The 24,557-nt window shown below is 71.0% G+C and carries 26 protein-coding genes; 20 read left to right on the plus strand and 6 right to left on the minus strand.

Annotated features, from left to right (window positions below; genetic code table 11):
• The first annotated feature begins 117 nt into the window (after window positions 1-117).
• The 4 genes from modA (at window position 118) to OG538_RS34515 (ending at window position 3,075) form a co-directional block, all read left to right on the plus strand.
• Window positions 118-912 (plus strand): molybdate ABC transporter substrate-binding protein, encoded by a 795-nt coding sequence (gene modA / locus OG538_RS34500; protein ID WP_406099544.1) that lies wholly within the window; start codon window positions 118-120, stop codon window positions 910-912.
• 100 nt (window positions 913-1,012) lie between these two features.
• Window positions 1,013-1,441: a DUF6325 family protein gene (locus OG538_RS34505; RefSeq protein WP_406099545.1), complete on the plus strand. Its 429-nt coding sequence runs from the start codon at window positions 1,013-1,015 to the stop codon at window positions 1,439-1,441.
• Between the two features lie 58 nt (window positions 1,442-1,499).
• Window positions 1,500-1,838, plus strand: coding sequence for an SHOCT domain-containing protein (locus tag OG538_RS34510; protein ID WP_406099546.1), 339 nt, complete (start codon window positions 1,500-1,502; stop codon window positions 1,836-1,838).
• 436 nt (window positions 1,839-2,274) lie between these two features.
• Window positions 2,275-3,075, plus strand: a complete 801-nt coding sequence (locus OG538_RS34515; RefSeq protein ID WP_406099547.1) for a tyrosine-protein phosphatase — start codon at window positions 2,275-2,277, stop codon at window positions 3,073-3,075.
• A gap of 196 nt (window positions 3,076-3,271) precedes the next feature.
• Here the strand turns inward: OG538_RS34515 and OG538_RS34520 are convergent, their stop codons facing one another.
• Window positions 3,272-3,871: a hypothetical protein gene (locus OG538_RS34520; protein WP_406099548.1), complete on the minus strand. Its 600-nt coding sequence runs from the start codon at window positions 3,869-3,871 to the stop codon at window positions 3,272-3,274.
• A complete protein-coding gene (locus tag OG538_RS34525) occupies window positions 3,868-4,443 on the minus strand; it encodes a hypothetical protein (protein WP_406099549.1) in 576 nt (191 codons plus the stop codon). The genes OG538_RS34520 and OG538_RS34525 overlap by 4 nt, the downstream gene beginning before the upstream one ends.
• Window positions 4,444-4,682: 239 nt before the next feature.
• Here OG538_RS34525 and OG538_RS34530 point away from each other — a divergent pair, with 239 nt between their 5' ends.
• From OG538_RS34530 to OG538_RS34540, 3 genes are all read left to right on the plus strand, one after another.
• The gene (locus OG538_RS34530) at window positions 4,683-5,087 is read left to right on the plus strand and encodes a DUF1992 domain-containing protein (RefSeq protein ID WP_406099550.1); all 405 of its coding nucleotides are present in this window, start codon (window positions 4,683-4,685) and stop codon (window positions 5,085-5,087) included.
• 48 nt (window positions 5,088-5,135) lie between these two features.
• Window positions 5,136-5,627 (plus strand): GNAT family N-acetyltransferase, encoded by a 492-nt coding sequence (locus tag OG538_RS34535; RefSeq protein ID WP_406099552.1) that lies wholly within the window; start codon window positions 5,136-5,138, stop codon window positions 5,625-5,627.
• A 130-nt stretch (window positions 5,628-5,757) separates the two neighbouring features.
• On the plus strand, window positions 5,758-6,291 hold the full coding sequence (locus tag OG538_RS34540) for a DUF6328 family protein (protein WP_406099553.1): 534 nt from the start codon (window positions 5,758-5,760) through the stop codon (window positions 6,289-6,291).
• Window positions 6,292-6,376: 85 nt separating this feature from the next.
• Here OG538_RS34540 and OG538_RS34545 read toward each other — a convergent pair whose 3' ends face one another.
• Both OG538_RS34545 and OG538_RS34550 read right to left on the minus strand, forming a co-directional pair.
• Entirely contained in the window at window positions 6,377-7,204 is an 828-nt protein-coding gene (locus OG538_RS34545; RefSeq protein WP_406099554.1) for a VOC family protein, read from the minus strand.
• 100 nt (window positions 7,205-7,304) lie between these two features.
• Window positions 7,305-7,637 carry a DUF6479 family protein gene (locus OG538_RS34550; RefSeq protein WP_406099555.1) on the minus strand — a complete coding sequence of 111 codons (333 nt, stop codon included), beginning with the start codon at window positions 7,635-7,637 and terminating at the stop codon, window positions 7,305-7,307.
• A gap of 199 nt (window positions 7,638-7,836) precedes the next feature.
• Between OG538_RS34550 and OG538_RS34555 the strand changes: the two genes are divergently transcribed.
• The 7 genes from OG538_RS34555 (at window position 7,837) to OG538_RS34585 (ending at window position 16,765) form a co-directional block, all read left to right on the plus strand.
• Window positions 7,837-8,229, plus strand: a complete 393-nt coding sequence (locus OG538_RS34555) for a hypothetical protein (protein WP_406099557.1) — start codon at window positions 7,837-7,839, stop codon at window positions 8,227-8,229.
• Between the two features lie 94 nt (window positions 8,230-8,323).
• Window positions 8,324-8,890 carry a 2Fe-2S iron-sulfur cluster-binding protein gene (locus tag OG538_RS34560; RefSeq protein WP_406099559.1) on the plus strand — a complete coding sequence of 189 codons (567 nt, stop codon included), beginning with the start codon at window positions 8,324-8,326 and terminating at the stop codon, window positions 8,888-8,890.
• Entirely contained in the window at window positions 8,887-9,873 is a 987-nt protein-coding gene (locus OG538_RS34565; protein ID WP_406099561.1) for an FAD binding domain-containing protein, read from the plus strand. The genes OG538_RS34560 and OG538_RS34565 overlap by 4 nt, the downstream gene beginning before the upstream one ends.
• Window positions 9,874-9,946: 73 nt before the next feature.
• Window positions 9,947-12,046, plus strand: coding sequence for a xanthine dehydrogenase family protein molybdopterin-binding subunit (locus OG538_RS34570; RefSeq protein WP_406099562.1), 2,100 nt, complete (start codon window positions 9,947-9,949; stop codon window positions 12,044-12,046).
• Window positions 12,047-12,238: 192 nt separating this feature from the next.
• Entirely contained in the window at window positions 12,239-12,751 is a 513-nt protein-coding gene (locus OG538_RS34575; RefSeq protein ID WP_406099563.1) for an ATP-binding protein, read from the plus strand.
• Between the two features lie 178 nt (window positions 12,752-12,929).
• Window positions 12,930-14,342, plus strand: a complete 1,413-nt coding sequence (locus OG538_RS34580; RefSeq protein WP_406099564.1) for an NADP-dependent succinic semialdehyde dehydrogenase — start codon at window positions 12,930-12,932, stop codon at window positions 14,340-14,342.
• Window positions 14,343-14,377: 35 nt separating this feature from the next.
• A complete protein-coding gene (locus tag OG538_RS34585) occupies window positions 14,378-16,765 on the plus strand; it encodes a phosphoketolase (RefSeq protein WP_406099565.1) in 2,388 nt (795 codons plus the stop codon).
• Window positions 16,766-16,847: 82 nt separating this feature from the next.
• Here the strand turns inward: OG538_RS34585 and OG538_RS34590 are convergent, their stop codons facing one another.
• Window positions 16,848-17,963, minus strand: coding sequence for a chemotaxis protein (locus OG538_RS34590; RefSeq protein ID WP_406099567.1), 1,116 nt, complete (start codon window positions 17,961-17,963; stop codon window positions 16,848-16,850).
• A 122-nt stretch (window positions 17,964-18,085) separates the two neighbouring features.
• On the opposite strand from OG538_RS34590, the gene OG538_RS34595 reads away from it, so the two are divergent.
• The 3 genes from OG538_RS34595 (at window position 18,086) to glsA (ending at window position 20,580) form a co-directional block, all read left to right on the plus strand.
• A complete protein-coding gene (locus OG538_RS34595; RefSeq protein WP_406099568.1) occupies window positions 18,086-18,580 on the plus strand; it encodes a DUF1269 domain-containing protein in 495 nt (164 codons plus the stop codon).
• Window positions 18,581-18,662: 82 nt separating this feature from the next.
• A complete protein-coding gene (locus OG538_RS34600) occupies window positions 18,663-19,229 on the plus strand; it encodes a hypothetical protein (RefSeq protein WP_406099569.1) in 567 nt (188 codons plus the stop codon).
• A gap of 13 nt (window positions 19,230-19,242) precedes the next feature.
• Window positions 19,243-20,580, plus strand: coding sequence for a glutaminase A (glsA, locus tag OG538_RS34605; protein ID WP_406099570.1), 1,338 nt, complete (start codon window positions 19,243-19,245; stop codon window positions 20,578-20,580).
• Between the two features lie 66 nt (window positions 20,581-20,646).
• Here the strand turns inward: glsA and OG538_RS34610 are convergent, their stop codons facing one another.
• Window positions 20,647-21,471 carry an endonuclease I family protein gene (locus OG538_RS34610; RefSeq protein ID WP_406099571.1) on the minus strand — a complete coding sequence of 275 codons (825 nt, stop codon included), beginning with the start codon at window positions 21,469-21,471 and terminating at the stop codon, window positions 20,647-20,649.
• A gap of 252 nt (window positions 21,472-21,723) precedes the next feature.
• Here OG538_RS34610 and OG538_RS34615 point away from each other — a divergent pair, with 252 nt between their 5' ends.
• The 3 genes from OG538_RS34615 (at window position 21,724) to OG538_RS34625 (ending at window position 24,557) form a co-directional block, all read left to right on the plus strand.
• On the plus strand, window positions 21,724-21,921 hold the full coding sequence (locus tag OG538_RS34615; protein ID WP_406099572.1) for a hypothetical protein: 198 nt from the start codon (window positions 21,724-21,726) through the stop codon (window positions 21,919-21,921).
• A gap of 192 nt (window positions 21,922-22,113) precedes the next feature.
• Window positions 22,114-23,271, plus strand: a complete 1,158-nt coding sequence (locus OG538_RS34620) for a methyltransferase (protein ID WP_406099573.1) — start codon at window positions 22,114-22,116, stop codon at window positions 23,269-23,271.
• Window positions 23,272-23,378: 107 nt separating this feature from the next.
• Window positions 23,379-24,557: an acyl-CoA dehydrogenase family protein gene (locus OG538_RS34625; protein ID WP_406099574.1), complete on the plus strand. Its 1,179-nt coding sequence runs from the start codon at window positions 23,379-23,381 to the stop codon at window positions 24,555-24,557.

Consider the following 24,557-nt stretch of genomic DNA (forward strand, 5'->3'; position numbering starts at 1 on the left):
GTGCAGCATGTGCGGTTGCGCGCAGGTGAGTGGGGCTCGTGTGGTGGTTTCCCTCGTGTGCGATGGCCGGCGACGTTCCCCATGCCCGTGCAGCACACCCGAAGGAGCCCCGTCCAGATGCCATTCGCCCCCACCGGACGCCGTGCCGCCGCCGCGGCCGTGACCGCCGCCCTGCTCGTCCCTCTCGCCGCCTGCGGCAGTGACGACGCGGCGAACGGTGCCGACGGGAGCGCGGGCGGTTCGCCGAAGGTGAAGCTGACCGTCCTGGCCGCCGCCTCGCTCACCGATGTGTTCCGTACCGCCGGTGCCGCGTACGAGAAGGAGCACCCCGGGACGAAGGTGGTGTTCTCCTTCGCGGGGTCGCAGCAGCTGGCCGCACAGGTGAAGCAGGGCGCACCGGCCGACGCGCTGGTCACCGCGGACACCAGGACGATGGGCGGGCTGAAGGGGGAGGCCGGCAGTCCGGCCGTCATCGCCCGCAACCGCCTCGTCATCGCGACGGGGGAGGGCAACCCGGAACGGATCCGGAGCCTGAAGGACCTGACGGACTCCGGACTGAAGGTCGTCCTCGCCGCTTCCGAGGTCCCGGTCGGCCGCTACAGCAGGCAGGTCCTGGACGCGCAGAAACTCAAGGTCGTCCCCGTCTCCGAAGAGCCGGATGTCCGTGCCGTCCTCAGCAAGGTCGAGCTCGGTGAGGCGGACGCCGGGATCGTCTACAAGACGGACGCTGCCACGGCGACCGACAAGGTGGACGCAGTGGACATCCCCGACGCGCAGAACGCCCTCGCTTCCTACCCGGCTGCCACGCTCAAGAGCTCTGGGAACAAGGAGGCCGCGGCTGCGTTCGTCGGCTGGCTGACGACTCCCGAGGCACGGAAGATCCTTACCGAGGCCGGTTTCCAGAAGCCTTAACGGACACCTCTCTCTCGGTTAGTGAGGGTTTGCCGCAGTGCGGCAGTAAATGTCCGAAGTTATGCTGCTGGCAATTCATCCTTTCGGAGAGGACACGCCCGTGGCTGTGGGACCTGTGGAGTACCTCGTCGTCGCCTTTCCCGGCAGCCGGTTCACCGGTGCCATCGCGCCGGCCCTGGCCCAGGTGGTCGCGTCCAAGGCCGTGCGCATCCTCGACCTGACCTTTGTGTACCGGGCGGAGGACGGCTCGATCGAGACGATCGAGCTGGAGGAGCTCGACCCCGAGGACGTCGTCTCCTTCGAGCCGGTCGAGGGCGAGGTCAGCGGCATGCTCAACAGCGACGACGTCAGGACGCTGGGCGAGAACGTGCCGCCGGGCAGTTCCGCGGCACTGATCGTGTGGGAGGACCTCTGGGCGCTGCCGCTCACCGAGGCGGTCCGTGCGGCGGGCGGTCAGCTCGTCGCCCATGAGCGGATCCCCGCCGACGTCGCGGAGGCTGCCGTGTCGGCCGCCGCTTCCGCACGCTGACACCGCACCACACCGCACCGGAAAGGCGTAGGACATGCCGATCTTTCGAGGACCTGGAATGAACCGTCGCGGACCCGGTCTGCTCGGGGCGGTGGCACGCACGGCCGTTGTCGCGGGTACCGCCTCGGCGGTCAGCGGTCGCGTCCAACGGAACCAGCAGGCGAGGTTCGCCGAGGAGGACGCGGGGCGGATGAACGACGAGCAGATGCGGCAGCAGATGCAGGTGCAGGCCGCCCAACAGCAGGCCGCCCAACAACAGGCCACCCAGCAGCAGTCGGCCGAGCCGCCCGGCGACGATCTGATCAGCCGGCTGGAACGCCTGGCCGAGCTGAAGAAGCAAGGCATCCTGACCGACGCCGAGTTCGAGGCCCAGAAGGCGAGACTCCTCGCGGAGTGATTCCTCGCGGCGCGACCTGTCGCGGGAGGGCGCGGTCCCTCGCCCGGTATCAATGGGCGTGAACTCGTCTCGGCCGCTGCCGGCGAGCGGCGCCCCGCGGGCCGAGTTCGGGCCTTGGGGCCAGGTCCACGTACGTGCGCTGCACAGGGGTGTCCCCGCCGTGCCGCTTGCGAGACCGGCGCCCCGGCGAACCTGTGACGCTTCTTCCGCCGGGCCTCCGCGATGCCGATCCGGCTCCCGACCGGGGGTGACCGGGTACGTGGCACCCCAGGCCAGGAGCCCGCGCGGCCTTCCTCGCGAGCTCCCTGTCTGCCCGGCACCCCCGATCGATGATCATCGGCGTTTTACTTCGTCGATTTCCCGACATCATGCGACTTTTGAACCGGCCAGGCCGAAAGTAATTTCGGATACGTGTCGGGAAAAGAGGAAGTTCATCGTGCAAACCGCCAGGGCCGTCCCGGCAGCCTCTGTTCTCAACCTGCGAGATCTGGGCGGCATCGCTCTGGGCGCCGGCCGTCATGTGCGAGGGGGCGCAGTGCTGCGCTCCGGTCAGCTCAACGGTCTCGATCCGGTGCACGACGCGGCGGTGGCCGAGCTCGGGATCCGTACGGTCGTCGACCTGCGTACCGCGGACGAGCGGGCATCGGCTCCCGACCGGCTGCCGCCCGGTGCCCGGCTGTTCGTGGCCGACGTACTCGGGGACGATCCGGGCGTGGCGCCGGCCCGGCTCCGTGCGCTGCTCGCCGATCCGGTCGAGGCCGAACGGCTGCTCGGGGGCGGGAAAGCGGAGGAGATGTTCGCGGAGACGTACCGGCAGGTGGTGCTCTCGCCACGTGCGGCGGCCGCCTACCGTGCCTTCCTTGAGACGGCAGCCGACGACGCGGCGCGTCCCGTGCTCTTCCACTGCACCACGGGCAAGGACCGCGCGGGCTGGGCGGCGGCCCTGCTGCTGCTTCTGCTCGGCGCCTCCCGCGACGACGTCAGGGCCGAGTTCCTCGCGGTGAACCCGGTGATGCGGGTCGCCTTCCGGCCGTCCGTGCAGAAGTACCTCGACGCGGGTGGAGATCCGGAGATCGCCTCCGCGATCATCGAGGTCCGGCCCCGCTACCTCGACACGGCACTGGACGCCATGGATGAGCGCTGGGGAGGAATCGACGGGTACGCGCGCAACGGGCTGCGCATCCCCGAAGCCGCGCTGCGCCGGCTGCGCGGCGACCTCGTGGTGCGCACGCAGTGACCTGAACCGGACGGCCCGCCCCGAAGCCCGGCGGGGCGGATCCGTGAGACGCACACCCGATGCCCCTGACCCCGAACAGCCTTCTGCCGCCGGTACGTGTGTACCGGCGGCAGAAGGCGGGCCCGCAGCAGGGGGCGTAGAGCGGAGCCGAGCGAGATGCGTCCCCCGGCAGGCCTGCGGCGGGCGACTGCCTGGCTCACACCTTCAGTAGGCGCTCGGTGAGGTCGCGGTAGTGCTGCAGCGTGACCCGCAGTTCCTCGGTCTGCGTGCCGGGTTCGCCGTCCCGCCCGGCGGCCGCGAGCGTGCGCCGGTGCTCCTTGAGCGCGTGAGTGAGGCCGTCGACGACGGTGTCGAACGTGCTCTCGGCTTCCTCGACCGCGCGGCGGGGGCTCTCGACGAACTCGCTCACCGCGTGCTGGAGCCGCTGGGAGAGCCGGTCGTGGTCGCCGTCCGGGAAGAGGGGCGTCGCGGCGGGTGCGGTCTGACCAGTGGCTGACGGCCGGCGGCCAGGTGCCGGTTCCACCCGCGCATCGTCCCCGGGCAGGACGGCAGCGGCAGGTGCCTTTCTCTGGGGGGCCACGGCCGGGGCGTCATCCGGCTTCCGTGCGGCACCTGTTGCTTCGGTGCCCGCGGAACCGGTGCCCGCGGAACCGACGCCGGCGGAACCGGCGTCAACCGTGCGGCTGTCCGTCGTGTCCGGGTACGCCGCGCGCTCGGGGGCGGCGGCCCGGGGCTTCTTCGCTGCCCCGGGGACCTCAGTGGGGATGCGAGGTGTGTGTCCGGTGTCGTGCGTCATGCCTTGCCCCTTCCTTCCGCGTGGTGCGGGTGCCGGCGAGCCGGCCCCTCCGTGCCGTTCGAGACGAGAACGTTGAACAGGCCACGGGCCTCCAGCACCGCCTCCCGCATGTCCTCCGTGCCGCCGTCGCCCTGCTTGGCCGCGTGCACCCGGCGATAACCGTTGACGTGTTCTGCGTGGTGGACGGAGAGCGCTGCGCTCTGTTCGCCGAAGTCCCTGCCGTCGGGGAAACCCAGGTCGCGCGCCAGTTCCGCCAGCAGGGCGTCCGCCTCGGCGACCGACTGCTGGGGCGCGTCGACGAAGCCGCCCTCGATCCGTGCCCAGCGCTCCGCGTACTGCGCGCGCGCCTCGGAGGTCAACGGACGCTCGTGGAGGGAGCCGTGCCGCTTCAGCCGCTCGTGCAGCTCGCGTTCGGCGGCCTTCGTGTCGCCGTCGTGGCGTGCGACGGTCCGGTCGTACTCCGGTCCGAAGCGGCGGCGCATCCCGTGCCCGCTCGTCTTTCGTGTGTACAGGAAGGCCAGGGCGCAGGCCGCCACAAGGACGACGGCGACGATGATCACTACGGTCGTCATGGTCACCACCCCTGCCGGTTCTCGGTCCGGTAGTCGCTGCGTTCCACTCTCACCATCCCTTTCGGATCGTGCCCCGGCGTCGTCTCGGCCGGGCGTGGTGCTCGTGTACCCCGCCGGCCGCGTTCAAGGCACGCTGCCGGAGCACCGGTTGCAGTCCGGGCGGGCTCCGGGCGCCGCTGTACCGCCCCTGGGTATCGTTGAGGGGCTGCATCACACGCATCTCCGAGAGGGGCATCACGGTGACCGAGCGCAAACCTGCGGGTGTCAGCTTCGAGACGTGGGTCGACAAACAGATTCGCGAGTCCGAGCAGCGCGGCGACTTCTCTGAACTGCCGGGGTTCGGCAAGCCGCTCGAAGGACTCGACCGCCCTTACGACGAGGCGTGGTGGATCAAGGCCAAGATGCAGCGCGAGGGCATGTCCGTGCTCCCGCCCTCGCTGGCGCTGCGCAAGGAGGCGGAGGACGCCCTCGCGGCCGTCCCCGGGATGCGGACCGAGGCCGAGGTGCGTCGCACGCTGACCGAGGTGAACGAGAAGATCGCCGAGGCCCTCAGGCGCCCCCCGCAGGGGCCGCTCCTGAACCTCGGGCCGTTCGACGTCGAAGCCGCGGTCACCGAGTGGCGCACGGCCCGGCGAGCGGACTGAAGCCACCGGCGGCTCGTTGCCCCACTCGCTGTGCGTAATACTCGGTACATGACATCAGGCATTACATCCCGAGCGCGCCGGGCGCTGGGGGAAGACATCCGGATCAGGCGGGCCGGTGCACGGGACACGAAGCGCCTGACCCGTCTGGTCCGGACCTCCCGTGCCTATCAGGGTCCCTTCGCGCCCATGGTCGCCGGATACCGGGTGGGGCACGACTACGTGGAGACGCACAGGGTCTTCGTGGCTGTGGGGGAGACCAGCGAGCGGCTGTTCGGCTTCTACTCCCTGATCGTCGACCCGCCCGAGCTCGATCTCATGTTCGTCTCCGACGATGTGCAGGGCGCGGGCATCGGGCGCCTGCTCATCGAGCACCTGACGGACGAAGCGCACCTGGCGGGACTCACCGAGGTGCGCATCGTGTCGCATCCGCCGGCCGAGGGCTTCTACCTGAGCGTGGGGGCCAGGCGGGCCGGTACCGTGCGGGCCGCACCGCCCGCGGTGATGTGGGACCGTCCCGAACTGGTGCTGCCGATCGCCTGAAGGCCTGAGGGGCGGGCGCCCGCGACGGCGGACCGTTCACCGGACGCGCCCTGGCCCAGCAGGAGGTCTACCGTATGGGAAATGGTCACGGCACGTACAGGCGCTGCACGTATCCGGACGGAGGCCCGCGGTGAGCACCACACCTGAGGAGGCTGCGGACAGCCATGAGGAGCGTGGTCAGGGCGGCGGATGGGGCCGGCAGGAGACGGAGGAGGAACGGGCGGACCGCCGGTGGACCGATCTGCTCCAGGAACTGCGCGTCGCGCAGACCGGCGTACAGATCCTCTTCGGCTTCCTGCTCGCGGTCGTCTTCCAGCCGCGCTTCGTGACTCTCTCCGACACGGACCGCACGATCTACGTGGTCACGGTAATGTTCGGCTCCGCCACGGCGGGTGCGCTGATCGGACCGGTGTCGTACCACCGTCTGCTGACCGGGCGGCGGCTGAAGCCGCAGACGGTCACCTGGGCGTCCCGCCTGACCGTCATCGGGCTCATCCTGCTGTTCTGCACGATGTGCTCGGCCATTCTGCTGATTCTGCGCGTGGCGCTGCACAACGCACTCGCCCTCTGGCTGGTCGGCGGGATGGCGCTGTGGTTCGTGGCCTGCTGGTTCGTCTTTCCGGTCTGGGCGCTGGCCCGGTCCCACGGCCCCCGGGACAAGTGACGTCCTGCCGTCCCGGGAGAAGTGACGTCCCGCGGTCGTCGGGAGGCGCGACGTCCTGCGGCCCTCGACGGGTGGCGGTCCGCCGTCAGATCGCGCCGGTGTCCGCTGCCTTGTGAACGTCCGTGAGTGTGAAGAGCCCGCCGTCCGGATCGACCAGCGTCGCCTCGCGCCCCTCGGGCCGTGCCAGCTCCTCGACCAGGGAGCCTCCGCGCTCATGGGCCGCGGCGATGGCGGAGCCGAGGTCGTCCACCGGGAAGTTGACCTGCCAGTGCGGACGTACCAGCGGATCGGGGGCCGCCTCGACCGCCCCTGAGCTGATCCGCGCCAGCTGGCGTCCTCCGCAATGAACGATCACCTCGTCCGTCGCGTACTCCACCTCGCAGGAGCCTGGCCGTCCGCTGGCCCAGTCCAGCACCTCGCCGTAGAAGATCGCGGCGTCGAAGGCGTTGCGCGTGCGCAGCCGCAGCCAGGCGTGCGCATGGCCGTCGGGAGCGGGGGGTGACGTCGCCGGGGCGGTCCGCTCCCAGATGCCGAACCCCGCGCCGTCCCGGTCGGCGGCGAGCGCGCCGCGCCCCTTGCCCAGCGCCAGCGGGCCCACGGCCACGGTGCCGCTGCGCTCCCGGATGCGGGCGGCGGCCGCATCGGCGTCCTGGACCGAGAAATAGGGGGTCCAGGCCACCGCGACGCTGAAGGTGGTCGCCACAGCACCGATGCCGGCGACGGGTACGTCGCCGCGTCGGGCGACCGAGAACTCCTGCCCGAGCTTGCCGGGCCGGAAGGTCCAGCCCATCACCGGGCCGTAGAACTCCTGGGCGGACTCCAGGTCCCGAGTCATCAGATTGACCCAGCAGGGCGCCGCCGGCCCGGTCAGCGGTGCGGGCGCGGATGCCGAGCCAGAGGTGCTTCCGGTCATGGTTCTACTGCCTTCATGGGGGAGCGGCAGGTGTGTGCCGGTGGCCCTTGGGGCCCTCCCCAGCCTCACCGTGGCCGGCCGCTCCCGCAACACGCGGTGCTCAGTCGCGCCGCTCGTCGTCCCGGTGGATGGTCTCGCTCCCGTGGTCGCCGAGCTCGTAGGGCGACAGCCCCCGGCCGTCGGCGGGGAAGCCGTCGTCCCCGTGGACGTCGCGCTGCTCGACGTGGGTGCGGTGGTCCGGAGCCACGGGCTGCTCCTCCGGCAGGGGCGGCGGCAGTTCCTCGGCGCGCCGCCGCCTGCCCAGCCAGACCGCGCCGATCAGCACGGCCACCAGGACCACGCCGACAACACCCAGCACCGCCCCGGTCGCGCCCCGTCCGTCCGCGAGGGTGTTGAGGGCCAATGAGTTCAGGGCTCCATTCGTTACGTCCATGCATGCCGCATACCCCGGGGCCGGGCTGTCACTCGACTCCGGGTTCGAATTCATATTTTAAGTGGATATCGCCACCGAAAATGTTTGGAACGGCGTGAGGCCGTCCGTCCCGGGTACCCGCTGGGCCTGCGGGGCGCCCGTGTCGCAGGCGCCGGTCTGCGGGGTGAGCCTGGAGATGACCCCTTGGGAAGGAACAGCGGTGAACAGCACACAGGAAGAGCAGCAGTCCGGGGAAAGCCGGGAGGGCCGTGAGGTGTCGGTCGTCGTCAGCGGGTGCGGGAAGGACGACGCGCGCACGGTCTTCGACGTGCTGCGGGCCGCCTTCGTGACCGACCGGGCCTCGGTCGACGTGCCGCAGGACGTCACCGGCAAGCGGCCCACGGCGTGGGTGGTGACCGTCGACGTCTCGGAGGCCCGGGTCGTGTCCGGACCCGTGCGGCTCGGCGAGCCCGTCACCGCCGACGTGCAGGGCGGCTACTGGGCGGTCGACCGGCTCCGGAAGAGCCTGGCGGGCGCCTTCGCCGTGCGGGTCCTGGGCACCGTGTCCGGTGACCAGGAGGAGGAGGTCCGGCTGCGGCTGGAGAACAAGTAGGCCGAACGCCCCGCCGGCCCGGGTTCATGACGCGGAGCCGTCGTGCGACTGGTACAAAGCAGACGAAACAACCTCTCTCGAAAGGTGCCGTCACGTGGACCCGACCAGCCGGGGGAGGGGCGGCGAGGCGGAGGAGCGGGCGACCGGCCACCTTTCCACCCTCACCCTGAACATCAATGGAACCGAGCGCACACTGACGCTCGATCACCGCACCACGCTCCTGGACGCACTGCGCCTGCACCTGGGCCTGACCGGGGCGAAGAAGGGCTGCGACCACGGCCAGTGCGGCGCCTGCACCGTGCTCGTCGACGGCAGGCGCGCCAACAGCTGTCTGCTTCTGGCCGTCGCCCAGGACGGGACCCGGATCACCACGGTCGAGGGGCTGGCCGACGGGGACCGGCTGCACCCTCTCCAGGAGGCGTTCCTGGAGCGCGACGCGTTCCAGTGCGGCTACTGCACGCCCGGGCAGATCTGCTCGGCCGTAGGAGTTCTCGGCGAGGCAGAGGACGGCTTCCCGTCCCACGCCACCGCACACACGGCGCCCGTCACCGCCCCGGTGGCACTCGACCCCTCCGAGATCCGGGAACGGATGAGCGGCAACCTGTGCCGGTGCGGAGCGTATCCCCGTATCGTCGAGGCGATCGGGGATGTCGCACCGTGAAACCCTTCGCCTATCTGCGCGCAGCATCGGTCGCCGAAGCAGTCCGCGAGAGTGCCGCCCACCCCGGGGCCAGGTTCCTCGGCGGCGGCACCAATCTGGTCGACCTGATGAAGCTCGGGGTCGAGCGCCCCGGTCTGCTCATCGACGTCAGCCGGCTCCCCCTGGACCGGGTGACGGACACGGCCGACGGCGGACTGCGCATCGGGGCCACCGTCCGTAACAGCGATCTGGCGGCCCATCCGGCGGTGCGCACGCGCTATCCCGCGCTCTCCCAGGCGCTGCTGGCCGGGGCGTCCGGGCAACTGCGCAACACCGCCACCACCGGCGGCAACCTGCTCCAGCGCACCCGCTGCCCGTACTTCCAGGACACCTCGAAGCCCTGCAACAAGCGGGATCCCGGCAGCGGCTGCCCGGCCCGCGAGGGCGTACACCGCGACCTTGCCGTGATCGGTCACTCCGCCGAGTGCGTCGCCACCCACCCGTCGGACATGGCCGTGGCGCTCGCCGCCCTCGACGCCGCCGTGCTCCTGCACGGACCGGAGGGTGAACGGACCGTGGCCGTCACCGAATTCCACCGGCTGCCCGGCGACGACCCGAGTGCGGACACCGTGGTCCGGCCGGACGAACTGATCACCGAGGTGGTCCTGCCACCGCTTCCCGAGGGTGCGGTCTGCCTCTACCGCAAGGCCCGCGACCGCGCGTCGTTCGCGTTCGCCCTGGCGTCCGTGGCGGCCGTACTGCGCGTGCGTGACGGGCGGGTCGAGCACGCCGCGCTGGCGTTCGGCGGTCTCGCCCACCGGCCGTGGCGCGCCCGGATCGCCGAGGAGGCACTGCGTGGCGCACCCGCCACCGAAGCTGCGTATCAGAGCGCGGTGGACGCCGAACTCGCCGAGGCCCGGCCACTGCGCGACAACGCGTTCAAGGTCACCCTGGCCCGCCACCTGGCCGTCGACGCCCTGGCCGCACTGGCTGCCCGCCCCTGAGGTCCCAAAGACGCCTGCCCCCGAGACGACCGCTCCCGAAAACCCCAGCCCCCCAAGAGCCGAGGACCCTGCCATGAGCCACGCCCCCCAGCCGCTGGGCGCCCCTGTCGTCCGCCGCGAGGGCCGGGACAAGGTGACCGGCGCCGCGCGCTACGCCGCCGAGCTCAACCTGCCCGGCTGCCTCTACGCCTGGCCCGTGCCCGCCACCGTGCCCCACGGCCGGGTCACCGAGATCCGGACCGCCGACGCCCTCTCGCTCCCCGGAGTCCACGCCGTCCTCACCCACGAGAACGCGCCACGGACCGAGGAGCCGGACGACCCCATCCTCGCCGTCCTCCAGAACGACCACGTGCCGCACCGGGGATGGCAGATCGCGGTCGTGGTGGCCGACACCCTGGAAGGGGCACGGGCGGGCGCCGAGGCGCTGCACATCACCTACGAGACCGCCCCGCACGACGTCCTCCTCACGGCGGACCATGCCGGCCTGTACACCCCGGAGACGGCCAACGGCGGGTACCCGGCCGTACGCGAGCGCGGCGATTTCGAGAGTGCCTTCCCTGCCGCGCCCGTACGGATCGACACCACGTACACGATCGGGCCGCTGCACAACCACCCCATGGAGCCGCACTCCTCGACCGCCCACTGGTCGCCGGAAGGGCACCTCACCGTGTACGACTCCAGCCAGGGCGCCACCAAGGTGCGCGACAGCCTCGCCACCGTGTTCGGGCTCCGGCAGGACCAGGTCACCGTCATCTCCCGGCACGTCGGCGGCGGATTCGGCAGCAAGGGCACTCCGCGCCCCCAAGCGGTACTCGCCGCCATGGCCGCGCGCCACACGGGAAGACCCGTGGAGCTCGCCATGCCCCGGCGCCACATGGCGGCGGTCGTCGGCCACCGGGCGCCCACCGTGCAGCGCGTCCGGCTCGGTGCGGAAAGGGACGGGACTCTCACCTCGGTGGCCCACGAGGTCATCACCCACACCTCCACCGTCAAGGAGTTCGTGGAACAGGCCGCCGTACCGGCCCGCGTCATGTACGGATCCGCGCACAGCAGCACCGTCCACCGGGTCACCGCGCTCGATGTCCCGAGCCCGTCATGGATGCGGGCACCGGGCGAGGCACCCGGCATGTACGCCCTCGAATCAGCCGTCGACGAACTCGCCACGGCTCTGGGCCTCGACCCGGTCGAACTGCGGCTGCGCAACGATCCGGCGCTGGAGCCCGACTCCGGCAAACCCTTCAGCAGCCGCAACCTGGCCGCCTGCCTCCGGGACGGTGCGGCACGCTTCGGCTGGAGCGACCGCGACCCGCACCCGGGAGCCCGCCGGGAGGGCCCCCTGCTGGTCGGTACGGGCGTCGCCGCCGCCACGTACCCCGTCTACGCCAGCGCCTCCCACGCCCTGGCGCACGCCGCCCCTGACGGCTCCTACCGCATTGCCGTCAACGCCACGGACATCGGCACCGGCGCCCGGACGGTCCTGGCCCAGATCGCCGCGCGCGTGCTGGAGACGCCGGTGGAGAACGTTGCGGTGGATATCGGTGACAGCGATCTGCCGGACGCCCCGCTGGCCGGTGGCTCCTCGGGCACCGCCTCCTGGGGCTGGTCCGTGCACAAGGCGGCCACGGCCCTCGTGGAGCGGCTCGGCGAGCGGTCCGGGCCGCTGCCCGCCACCGGAGTGACCGTCACTGCGGACACGACCGAGGAGACTGCGGCGGAATCGCCCTGGGCGCGGCACGCGTTCGGGGCCCACTTCGCGGAGGTCGCGGTCGACTCCCGGACCGGTGAGGTCCGGGTACGCCGGATGCTCGGGGTCTTCGCAGCCGGTCACATCCTCAACTCCCGCACCGCGCGGTCCCAGTTCATCGGTGGCATGACCATGGGGCTCGGTATGGCCCTGACCGAGGGCAGCACCCTCGACCCTGCCTTCGGTGACTTCGCCGAGAGTGACCTCGCCTCGTACCACGTACCGGCCTGCGCCGACGTGAGCGGCCTGGAGGCGTACTGGCTCGACGAGGACGACCCGCATCTCAACCCCATGGGAAGCAAGGGCATCGGCGAGATCGGCATCGTCGGCGCGGCCGCGGCGATCGGCAACGCCGTCCATCACGCCACCGGTGTCCGGCTGCGTACCCTCCCGCTGACCCCGGACCGGTTGCTGTCCGCCATGCACTGACGCCGGCGCGAGTTCGCGACGGACGCGTATGGGCCGGTCACCGGGGGTGCGTCGCCGGATGTGTTGCGCAACCGGCCCTGCGGCCTCACTCTGAGGAGTGACCCAGAAGTGACATCTGCTCACTCTTCGTATTCGGGGGTCGTTGGTTCAACGGGGCGAAGCATGTGGGCCTCGATGTGAGGAGCCTCGACGATGACCGTTCCACTCGACCGGCACTATCTGGTCGAACTACAGGTTTCGGCAGAGCGTGTGTCCCAACTGCGACGGATAGTCGCCGCACACCTCCGCCACTGGAGTCTCGAACTCCACGTCCGGCCCGTGTGCCGCGCAGTGGAGGAACTGCTGACCAACGTCCACCGGCACGTCGGTGACGACAACCACTGCGTCGTCGAACTCCGCTGGTCCGGACGGCACCTCACGGTCTCCGTCGCCGACAACGGTTCCGACATGCCGCGGCTGCTCCACGAGGGCGGCGGCCTCAGCCGGGTCATGGCCCTGAGTGACAGCTGGGGCACGTGCCGGACCACGGAGGGCAAGGTCGTCTGGTTCACCCGCTACGCGCAGGAGCCGCAGCACGTCGAGCTGGTGCCGCTGCCGCCGCTGCCCGGAGTCCGCGAATTCCGCCTCCGGCCGGCGGTGGTCACGGAAGAGATTCCCACCGAGGAGCCGGTCCGGACCGAAGCCCCTGCCCCTGCCCTCGTCTGAGGCACGCGGCACGGAGCGGCCCCACGCCCCCGTTTCCCACTGACGCCCTCCGGCGCGGATCGCATGCTTCACGCATGCATGGTCCGCGCCGGTCGGGTATGCGGATGGCGGCGGCCCGCGTTGCGCCGACGTCTGTGGCGCGGCACGGTCGAAGTACCGAGGCAAGGAGGCCACAGTCATGCCCATCGCGACGGTCAACCCCGCGAACGGCGAGACCCTCAGAACGTTCGACGCGCAGGGATCGGACGAGATCGAACGGCGGCTCGCCGCGGCGGCCGCTGCCTTCCGGGAGTACCGCACCACTGGATTCGCCGAGCGGTCCCGGCTCCTGAACCGTGCCGCCGACCTCCTCGACGAGGACCAGCAGGACATCGCCCGCACCATGACTCTGGAGATGGGCAAACCCATCAAGGCGTCCCGGGCCGAGGCGGCGAAGTGTGCCAAGGCCATGCGCTGGTACGCGGCGAATGCCGAGGAACTCCTCGCTGACGAGCACCCCTCGCCCGCGGACGTCGAGGACTCCGGTGCCTCCCGTGCCTACGTCCACTACCGGCCGTTGGGCACCGTGCTCGCAGTGATGCCGTGGAACTTCCCCCTCTGGCAGGTGATCCGGTTCGCTGCCCCCGCGCTCATGGCCGGGAACACCGGTCTGCTGAAGCACGCCTCGAACGTGCCCCAGACCGCCCTGTACCTCGGCGACCTGTTCCACCGGGCCGGCTTCCCGGCCGGCTGCTTCCAGACGCTGCTGGTGGGCTCGGGAGCCGTCGAGGCCGTCCTGCGCGACCGCAGGGTGGCCGCGGCGACCCTGACCGGCAGCGAACCGGCCGGCCGCGCCGTCGCGGCCGTCGCCGGTGACGAGGTCAAGCACACGGTCCTGGAGCTCGGCGGCAGTGACCCCTTCCTCGTCCTGCCCTCCGCGGACGTCGCCAAGGCGGCCCGTACCGCCGTCACCGCCCGCGTCCAGAACAACGGCCAGTCCTGTATCGCCGCCAAGCGGTTCATCGTGCACACGGAGGTGTACGAGGAGTTCGCCGAACGCTTCACCGTCGGCATGCGCGACCTGACCGTCGGCGACCCGCTGGAGGAGTCGACCGACATCGGTCCGCTCGCCAGCGAACAGGGCCGCACCGACCTGGAGGAGCTCGTCGACGACGCCGTACGGCAGGGCGCGACCGCCCTGTGCGGTGGCGGCCGGCCCGAGGGCCTGACCGGCGGACTGGAGCGGGGCTGGTTCTACGCCCCGACCGTGCTGTCCGGGATCACTCCCGCCATGCGCATCCACCGCGAGGAGACCTTCGGCCCCGTCGCCACCCTCTACCGGGCCGAAAACCTCGACGACGCCCTGGAGCTGGCCAACGACACGCCCTTCGGTCTCAGTTCCAACGTCTGGACCCGCGATGCCGAGGAGAGCCGCCGCTGCATCCGGGACCTGGACGCGGGCGGCGTGTTCTTCAACGGCATGACGGCCTCGCACCCCGCACTGCCGTTCGGTGGTGTGAAGCGCTCCGGATACGGACGTGAGCTCGCCGGTCACGGCATCCGCGAGTTCTGCAACGCCACCACCGTCTGGTACGGCCCCGAGCCGCGGTAGCCGGAACCATCGCACACGTCCGCTGAGAGGTGACCATGAGCGACGCCCCGCCGTCCTCGTCGACGACCGGCCCGACCGACGAAGAGATCGCCGCGCTCGACGCGCACTGGCGGGCCGCCAACTACCTGGCCGTCGGCCAGATCTACCTGATGGACAATCCGCTGCTGACCCGGCCGCTCGTCCCCGAGGACATCAAGCCCAGACTGCTCGGCCACTGGGGCACCTCGCCCGGGCTCAACCTCGTCTACACCCACGTCAACCGCGTCGTCGCCTCGCGGGGGACCGACGCGCTGTGCGTCTGGGGCCCCGGGCACGGAGGCCCCGCCGTCCTCGCCAACTCCTGGCTGGAAGGCAGCTACTCGCAGACGTACCCCGACGTCAGCAGGGACGAGGCGGGCATGGGGCTGCTGTTCAAGCAGTTCTCCTTCCCCGGCGGTGTACCCAGCCACGTAGCACCGGAGACCCCCGGCTCCATTCACGAGGGCGGCGAACTGGGCTACGCCCTCGCGCACGCCTACGGTGCCGCGCTCGACCACCCGGACCTGCTGGTCACCTGCGTCATCGGTGACGGCGAGGCGGAGACGGGACCGCTCGCCGGCTCCTGGCACGCCAACAAGTTCCTCGATCCCGTCCACGACGGGGCGGTCCTTCCGGTCCTCCACCTCAACGGCTACAAGATCGCCAATCCGACCGTGCTCGCCCGCCTCCCCGAGCCGGAACTCGACTCCCTGCTGCGCGGCTACGGACACGAACCGCTGTACGTGGCAGGGGACGACCCCCTCACCGTGCACCGGTCCATGGCCGCCGCCATGGACCGTGCCGTCGACCGCATCCGAGAGCTCCAGGACGCCGCGCGGACGGGCGGCGCCACCGGGCGCCCGCGGTGGCCGATGATCGTGCTGCGTACGCCGAAGGGCTGGACAGGGCCCGCCGACGTCGATGGATTGCCCGTCGAGGGCACCTGGCGTGCCCACCAGGTGCCCCTGCCCGGGGTTCGCGACAATCCCGAGCACCTGCGGCAGCTGGAGCGCTGGCTGCGCTCCTACCGGCCGGAGGAACTCTTCGACGCCGAGGGGCGCCCCACGGAGCAGGTCCTCGCCTGCGTGCCGCGGGGAACGGCGCGCCTCGGCGCCACTCCTTACGCCAACGGCGGGCTGCTCCTGCGTGACCTGCCGATTCCGGAGCTCGACGCTCACGCCGTCCAGGTGGACAGGCCCGGGGCCGGCCTGCACGAACCGACCCGGATCCTGGGCGGCCTGCTGGAGGCCGTCATGGCGGCCACCGCCGAGCGGCGGGACTTCCGTGTCGTCGGCCCCGACGAGACGGCCTCCAACCGCCTGGATGACCTCTACGAGGCCACCGGCAAGGCCTGGCAGGCCGGCACGCTCCCGACCGACGAGCATCTGGCCCGCGACGGCCGCGTGATGGAGGTCCTCTCCGAGCACCTGTGCCAGGGCTGGCTGGAGGGCTATCTGCTCACCGGCCGGCACGGACTGTTCTCCTGCTACGAGGCCTTCGCCCACATCGTCGACTCGATGGTCAACCAGCACATCAAGTGGCTGCGCACCTCGCGCCGGCTGCCCTGGCGCCGCCCCATCGCCTCCCTCAACTACCTGCTCACCTCGCACGTCTGGCGCCAGGACCACAACGGCTTCTCACACCAGGACCCGGGTTTCGTCGACCACATCCTGAACAAGAGCCCGGAGGTCGTACGCGTCTATCTGCCCCCGGACACGAACACCCTGCTGTCCGTGGCCGACCACGCGCTGCGCAGCCGGGACTACGTCAACGTGATCGTCGCGGGCAAGCAGCCGAGCTTCGACTGGCTCACCCTCGACCAGGCACGTGCGCACTGTGCGCGCGGAGCGGGCGTCTGGGAGTGGGCGGGCACCGAGGACGGCACCCGCGAACCCGATGTCGTACTCGCCTGCGCCGGGGACGTACCCACACTGGAGACCCTGGCGGCCGCCGGTCTGCTGCGGCGTCATCTGCCGGAACTGTCGGTGCGGGTGGTGAACGTCGTCGACATGGCCCGGCTCATGCCCCACGACGAGCATCCGCACGGGATGCCGGACTCCGAGTACGACGCCCTCTTCACCCGCGACAAGCCGGTGATCTTCGCCTACCACGGCTACCCCTGGCTGATCCACCGACTGGCCTACCGCCGTTCCGGACACGCCCAGTTGCACGTCAGGGGATACAAGGAGGAGGGCACGACCACCACGCCCTTCGACATGGTGGTCCGCAACGACCTCGACCGCTACCGCCTCGTCATGGACGTGATCGACCGCGTCCCGGGCCTGGGGGTCCGTGCGATCGCCGTCCGCCAGGCGATGGCGGACGCCCGGACCCGCCATCACGACTGGATCCGCGCTCACGGCACGGACCTGCCGGAAGTGGCCGACTGGACCTGGGAGGGGTGAGCTCCCCGTCCACTGGCACAGCCCCGGACGGTTCATCCGTTCGGGGCTGTGTCAGTGGAGGGGCCGGCTCGGAGCGGTCTGTTCAGTAACGCAGCGCCGCCGCGATCCGCCCGTGCTCCTTCAGCGAGTCGTCCGCGACGAAGACGACGTCGGCGCCACTGTCCAGCGCCGCTTCGACCAGCTCGTCCACGATGTCCTCACGGACGTTCGCGTCCGCCGGGTCGGCGGCGTCGCCGCTCACCGGAACCAGGTGCTCCTGGTCGACCCGGACGGTTTGCTGGTGGTGCTCCTCCACCGACACCAAGCCCGCGCGTCCCTCCCGTACGGCCGCCCAGACCTCGTCGATGCCGCCGGCGAAGGCCCGCCGCCCACGGGCCTCGTCCAGCTTGCCGTCGATCTCTGCGGCGAACCGCTTCCGCCTGGCCTCCAGCGCGGGCCGCAGTTCGGTCAGCAGGTCGCCGGGCGAGGTGTCGGCGGTCGCGCCCTTGGTGACCCGGCCGACCGCCTCCTTGGCGGCCTCTCCCACTTCGTCGAGCAGAGCGAGCGCCGGAGCGAGGCCGACCAGGTAGAGCGGGCGTGGATCGGTGGCCAGCACCCCGCGCAGCTTCTCGTCCACCGTGCGCAGGAACTGCCGCGTCTCCTCGTCGGTGAAGGTGCTCGGGGTGTCGCCGATCCGCTCCTCGCGCTGCGGGTTGGGCGCCTCGCGCGGAGCCGTCAGCGGGAATCCGCCGATGTGCTCCTCGTGCGCGGCGTCGGACGTGCCGCTGAACAGGGCAGCGTGGTCCGCCGACACGGTGAGGGTCCAGAACGGCTGCGCCTGCGCCTTCGCCGCGACCAGGTTGCGAGTCAGGTACGTGTCGCTGAGCACCACCCGTTCGGGTGCGGTGCGGGGCAGCTGCCAGATCTGGAACTCGTCCGCCGTCGCGAGGATCACCAGCGCGTCCAGGGCCCGCCGCGGATCGATCTCGACGACCGCGCGGTCGAGCTGCTGCTTGATCGCGGCACGCACCTCACGGGTGACCTCGGGATCGGCGTCGAGCCGGCTGCCGGCTTCGGACACCAGGTTGCGCAGCCGGACGGCGTCCTGGGCGTTGTCCGGTGCACGCCGGTGCGTCGGCATGGTCAGGGACAGGGCCGGATAGGGCTTGGCCGCGCGGAGCTCTTGCAACAGACCGGCGGTCAGGGCATCCGTATCCATCAGTTCCCTCCCGGGGGACTTGCGCGCACTGCCGTGCGGAGCGGGTGATTCGACGAGTCAATTCATACCTTTTGATCCTAATATGAGCGAGTTGGTCATTCCAGGTTCGGGAGGTATGCGCGATGTCCACGCTCACCGTGTGGAAGTTCCGGTCGGCCGAAGGCGCGGAGGACGTGGAGACGGCGCTGAAGTCCCTTCAGAAGGAGGGACTGATCAAGATCCTGGACGCCGCCGTCGTGAGCTGGCCCGCCGACCGCGCCAAGCCGCGCACGAAGCAGCTGCTCAACCTGGTCGGCGCGGGCGCCCTGAGCGGCACCTTCTGGGGCATGCTCTTCGGGCTGATCTTCCTGATGCCGCTGCTCGGCGCCGCCGTCGGCGCGGCCGCCGGGGCGCTCGGCGGCAAGCTCACCGACGTCGGCATCGACGACGACTTCATCGCCGAGGTCAAGGAGAAGGTCACCCCCGGCACTTCGGCCCTCTTCCTGCTCACCATGAACGAGGTGCCCGACCGGATCAGCGAGGCGCTCCCCGGCGGTGGCGCCGAACTGCTCCACAGCAATCTGGACACCCGGAGCGAGGAGCGGCTCCGTGACGTCTTCGGCGAGGACTCGGCATGACCCTCCGCGAGCCGGCACCGCGACCGGACCCCACCTCGTCGGCCCCCACTTCCCTTCGCACTTCCGAGCAGACGGAGCGTCCGTGAACCAGACCAGTCCCGTGCGGTGTGCCCTCGGCCGCCGCGCCGCCCGCAGCCTGGCCCCCGTCGTGCTCGCCACGGTGATCGTCGCCGGCGCCGCGGCCTGCGACAGCGACGACAGTTCGAAGCAGGGCACGGCCAGAAGTACCCGTACAGTGTCCGCGGAGCCGGCCGCCTCACCCACGGCGACCGAGAGCCCGCGCACCCAGGAGGACTTCGCGGCCTCGGTCTCCGCCGAGGTGGAACGTAGCCGGCAGAAGGCCGTGACGACCCTCAAGGGCGTCGAGGGCAAGGGCAACGCCATCGACGACGTCTCCGTCAACGGGCTTCCGGTCGCGGCGTCGGAACAGTTCCGCAGCGCCCTCGTGCGGGTGACCAACCCCACCGGCAAGGCCGCCTTCTACGCCGTGCGGGTCGAGTTCGTGGACGCCTCCGGCAAGGTCCTCGACTCGGTGGTGCTCGGTTTCTCGGACACCCCGCCGAACCGCACGGTCAGTCAGCACGCCAACAGCCGCAAGGCCGCAGGCGTCAAGTCGTTCCCCCGGATCGCCCAGGCCGAGCGCGGCTGACGGCCGGGTCCGGGTGAGCCCCGCCACCGGTGCGGTCACGGACGCGCTGCGAGAACTCCACACCAGGTACGCCGGGGTCGACGAGGGTGAACTCGCCGACTACATCCCGCAACTGGCCCTTGCCGACCCCGGTGCCTTCGGACTGGCCCTGATCAGCATGGACGGTCACCGGTACAGCACCGGCGACGCCGAAGTCCCGTTCACCGTCCAGTCCGTTTCGAAGCCGTTCGTCTACGCCCTGGCGCTGTCCCTCCTCGGCCTCGACGAGGTGTCCCGCTGGGTGAACGCCGAGCCCAGCGGCGAGGCGTTCAACGCCATCAGCCTGGAGCGCGGCACCGGGCGCCCGGCCAACGCCATGGTCAACGCGGGCGCCATCGTCGCCACCGCGCTCATCCCCGACACCCCGGTCGCGCCGAGGTTCGGACGCATCCTCGACTGCCTGAGCGGGTTCGCCGGCCGGAGGCTCGACGTCGACGAGGAGGTGTACGCCTCCGAGTCGGCCACCGGCGACCGCAACCGCGCCCTCGCCTACCTCATCCGCAGCACCGGGCCGCTGCCGGTGGACCCGGTGGCGGCGGTGGAGACGTACTTCCGCCAGTGCTCGGTACGGGTCACGGCCCTGGACCTCGCAGCGATGGCGGCGACCCTGGCGCACGGCGGCGTCAATCCGCTGACCGGGGAGCGGGTGGTGTCCGAGCCCGTCGCCGCCCAGGTGCTCGCGGTGATGGCGACCTGCGGCATGTACGACGCCTCGGGTGACTGGCTGCTCAAAGTGGGGCTGCCGGCCAAGAGCGGGGTGTCCGGCGGCCTGATCGCCGCAGGACCGGCCCGGTTCGGGCTGGCGACGTACAGTCCGTTGCTCGACGCGGCCGGGACCTCGGTGCGGGGAAACCTGGCGATCGGGACGCTCTCGGAGCGGCTCGGCCTGCATCTCATGCGCAACCCGGCCCTGGCGGGCTCCACCGTCACGCTGGCCACCACCGCCGACGACCTGCCCGCCGTGCCGGCCGGCGAGCGGGAGCGCGCCCGCCGGGAACGCGTGGCGGTCGCCGCCGCCCAGGGCGCACTGGACTCCACCGCGGCGGAGCGAGTGCTGTACGCCCTGGACGAGGCGGGAACCGGGCGGACCGGCGCGGCGGTGCTCGACCTGGCGCGGGTGACGGACATCGACTCCGTTGCCCGGGGGATGCTGCGCAGCGGACTGGCCCGGCTCGCCGCCGACGGCCGGCGCACCGCCGTTGCCGACCCCGACGGCCGCCTCCAGGAGCCGGGCGGACAGGGCGGGGCCGTGCGCTCCTTCGCTTCCCGCGAGGAGGCCGTCGCCTGGTGCACGGCGACGGCCTCCGGCTGAGCCGCCCGGGGAGACTCGCCCCGCCGACTCAGAACATCCCGGGGGAGGTGTCTCGGCCGCGTCCGGTCACCAGATCGCTTCCACCCACTCCGGGTGGTCGATGAACGGGTTCCGGTTGTGCTGGTACTCGTCGAATATGACGTCGTTGCGCCGCTGCTCGAAGCTGTCCGGCGGGTCCTGCTCGCTCCACGTCTTCAGCACGGAGAGGCGGCCGATGTTCGGAGCGGAGCCGTTCGAGACGCTGTCGTTGGGTTCGAGGTCGGCGAACGAGTCGTCGCCCTCGTAGCGCACCGCCATGTAGAGGATCATGCGGGCCACATCGCCCTTGACCGCGTCGCGCGGCTCGAAGGAGTCGCCGTCGGTGTAGTTGCCGGGTGCGTCACTCAGCTCGCTGCCGCCGTTGTCGAAATCCTTGTTGCCGCGAGTGGAGTTGACCGAGACGTCTGCCGGCCGCAGATGGTGGATGTCGGTACCGGGGCCGGTGGCCGTACCGAAGTCGCCGTGGGACTTGGCCCAGACGTGCTCCCGGTTCCACTGGCCGACGTTGCCGCCGTTGTCGGACTTGGGCTCCGAGCGGCCGGTGTAGAGGAGGATCACGTTCGATGAGTTGGCCGGGTCCTCGTCGGTGGCCTTGAGCGCGTCCCAGACCTGGCTGTAGCTGATCTTGGTCTGGTCACTGATGATCGTGTGCAGGGCGCCCTTGAGCGCGGTGCCGGTCTTGCCGAGCGCGTCCTGGTAGTACGTGTCGTCCAGGGTGCTGAGCGGCGTGTCGGACCGGGCCGGGGCCTGTGGTGTCGTGGCCGGCGCGGCGGCGGCGGTTCCGCCGAGCACCGCGAAGGCGGCGAGTGTGGCCAGCAGTGGGCGCCGGTGGAAAGGGTGACGACGGGACATGTGGGGTGTCCTCTCCGGAAATACGGGCACCGCGGCGCCGTCACAGGGTGGGGGGCGGCTCCGTGGTGGTCGTGTTACTAGGTGGTCAGCGGGAGCCTTCCACACGCACCGTGACCCTGGTGTGAACGCTGCGTACCTATCATGTGCAGGTCAAGTGATGGTCGGGAGGGTGCCCCTCGCGCACGGCCTCCGGGCATCGGATGCGCCCCCGTCGGCGGGGGGTGAGAATTGCCGCAAGGACGAGGAGGCGGCATGAGTGACGAGCCCGAATCCGTATCCGCACGGGGCGTGACCCCCGACAGCCTTTTGCACACCGGTGCCAGCGACAATCCTTCGGCGGAGGACGTGGTTCTCGCCTCCGGGCGGGACCTGACACCCCGGAATCTCGAATGGGCGGAACGCAGGCTGGCCAGGGAGGGCAGGGCGGCCATCGAGAAGCAGCTGCCGTAGTCATCCGCTGCCCGCTGCCCGCTGCCCGCTGCCCGCTGCCCGCTGCCCGCTGTCCGCTGTCCGCCGTGGCCATCGGCGGACACGGGCGGCCGCCGGGCCCCGGGCGGAGCGACGCCGCGGCGGGGCTGTGTGGTGCTCCCCGGCCGCCGGCCGGCCGGGCCCACGGTGCTGCTCGGTTAGCCTGAACTCAATATGAACCGTTTGACGACGTCAGGGGCTGGTTACGACCTCGCCCGATTCCCCGAGAACCCACGCGACCCGTTTCGAGCCTGGGACGCGGCCGATGAATACCTGCTCCGGCACCTGGAAGGGATCGACGGGGCCGAGCCGGTCGGCCTCTCCGGACGCGTCGTCATCGTGGGCGACCGCTGGGGCGCCCTGAGTACGGCGCTGGCCGCGCACCGCCCTGTACAGATCACCGACTCCTATCTCGCTCAACGGGCGACGGCGGCGAATCTGCAGCGCAACGGTGCCGATCCCGGTGCCGTTCACCTGCTGTCCGCCCGGGAGGCGCCACCGGACCGCATCGACGTGCTGCTCGTGCGCGTACCCAAGAGCCTCGCGTTCCTGGAGGACCAGCTGCACCGGCTCGCCCCCGCCGTGCACGCCGGCACCGTCGTCATCGGCGCCGGCATGGTGAAGGAGATCCACACCTCCACCCTCAAGCTGTTCGAGCGGATCATCGGCCCCACCCGCACCTCGCTCGCGGTCAAGAAGGCCCGGCTCATCCACTGCACGCCCGATGCCTCCCTGGCCCGCACCCCCAGCCCCTGGCCGTACCGCTACGAGCTCCCCGACGACGTCGGGATCGTCGCCGGCCGCTCCGTGGTGAACCACGCGGGCATCTTCTGCGCGGAGCGGCTCGACGTCGGCACCCGCTTCTTCCTGAAGCATCTGCCGGTGCGCAGCGGCCCCGACCGGGTCGTGGACCTCGGCTGCGGGAACGGAGTGCTCGGACTGGCCGCGGCGCTCGCCAACCCCGAGTCCGCGCTCACCTTCGTCGACGAGTCCTACCAGGCCCTCGCCTCGGCCGAGGCGACGTTCCGCGCCAACGCCGGACCGGACGCCGAAGCCCGCTTCGTGGTCGGCGACGGGCTGGCCGGCGCCGAGCCAGGCGGCGCGGACCTGGTCCTCAACAACCCGCCGTTCCACTCCCACCAGGCCACGACGGACGCGACCGCCCGGAACATGTTCCACGGCGCGCGCACCGCGCTGCGCCAGGGCGGCGAACTATGGGTGGTGGGCAACCGGCACCTCGGCTACCACACCCAGCTGCGCAGGATCTTCGGCAACTGCACCACGGTGGCAGGCGACCCCAAGTTCGTCGTGCTGCGCGCCGTCAAGCGCTGACGGCCACCGCCCCGGGCGTACGCGCGCCCCTTCCGGATTCTTGCAACACGTTCTACTGTGTGCGCCGCCGCACACGGGCGACGCGAAGCGAGACTCCTGGAGGGGCCGTGCACCTCGAATACACGCCTGAACAGCAGCAGTTGCGCGCCGAGCTGCATACGTACTTCGCCGCCCTGGTACCCGACAACGCCTACGCGCGGTACGCCGACCCGGCCGCCCAGAAGCGCTTCTACCGCGACACGATCAGGCGCCTGGGCGCTGATGGCTGGCTCGGCGTCGGCTGGCCCGTGGAGTACGGCGGACGCGGCCTGTCGCCCATGGAACAGTTCATCTTCTTCGACGAGGCGGCACAGGCGGGTGTCCCGCTGCCGCTGATGGCACTCAACACCGTCGGCCCGACCATCATGCGGTTCGGCACCGACGAGCAGAAGGCGTACTTCCTGCCGAAGGTCCTTGCCGGGGAGATCGACTTCGCGATCGGCTACAGCGAACCCGACGCGGGTACCGACCTCGCCGCGCTCAAGACCCGGGCGGTGCGCGACGGCGACACGTACATCGTCAACGGGCAGAAGATCTGGACGACCAACGGCGACACGGCGGACTGGGTCTGGCTCGCCGCCCGCACCGATCCGGACGCCCCGCCCCACAAGGGCATCACCATGCTCCTCGTCCCGACATCGGACCCCGGCTACTCCTGCACCCTGATCAACACCCTCGCCTCGCACGACACCACGGCCAGCTACTACGAGGACATCCGCGTCCCCGTCTCCCACCGGGTCGGTGAGGAGAACAAGGGCTGGCGGCTCATCACCAACCAGCTCAACCACGAACGCGTCACCCTCGCCGCCCACGGCACCATGGCCATCCGCGCCCTGCACAACGTCCGCCGCTGGGCCGCCGAGACCCGCCTCGCCGACGGCCGCCGCGTCATCGACCTCGGCTGGGTCCGCACCCGCCTCGCCCGCACCCACGCGCGGCTCGACGCGATGAAACTCCTGAACTGGCAGATGGTCTCCGCCGTCCAGCACGCCACCCTCACCCCGCAGGACGCCTCCGCCGTCAAGGTCTACGGCTCCGAGGCGCGCCGTGACGCCTATGCCTGGCTCATGGAGGTCGTCGGCTCGGCCGGGCCCCTCAAGGAGGGCTCGGCGGGCGCCGTCCTGCACGGGGAGCTCGAACGCGGATACCGGTCCGCCGTCATCTTCACCTTCGGCGGTGGCAACAACGAGATCCAGCGGGAGATCATCTCGTGGATCGGCCTCGGGATGCCGCGGGTGCGCCGCTGA

This window comes from Streptomyces sp. NBC_01013 (genome assembly GCF_045162765.1).
Lineage (GTDB): Bacteria > Actinomycetota > Actinomycetes > Streptomycetales > Streptomycetaceae > Streptomyces.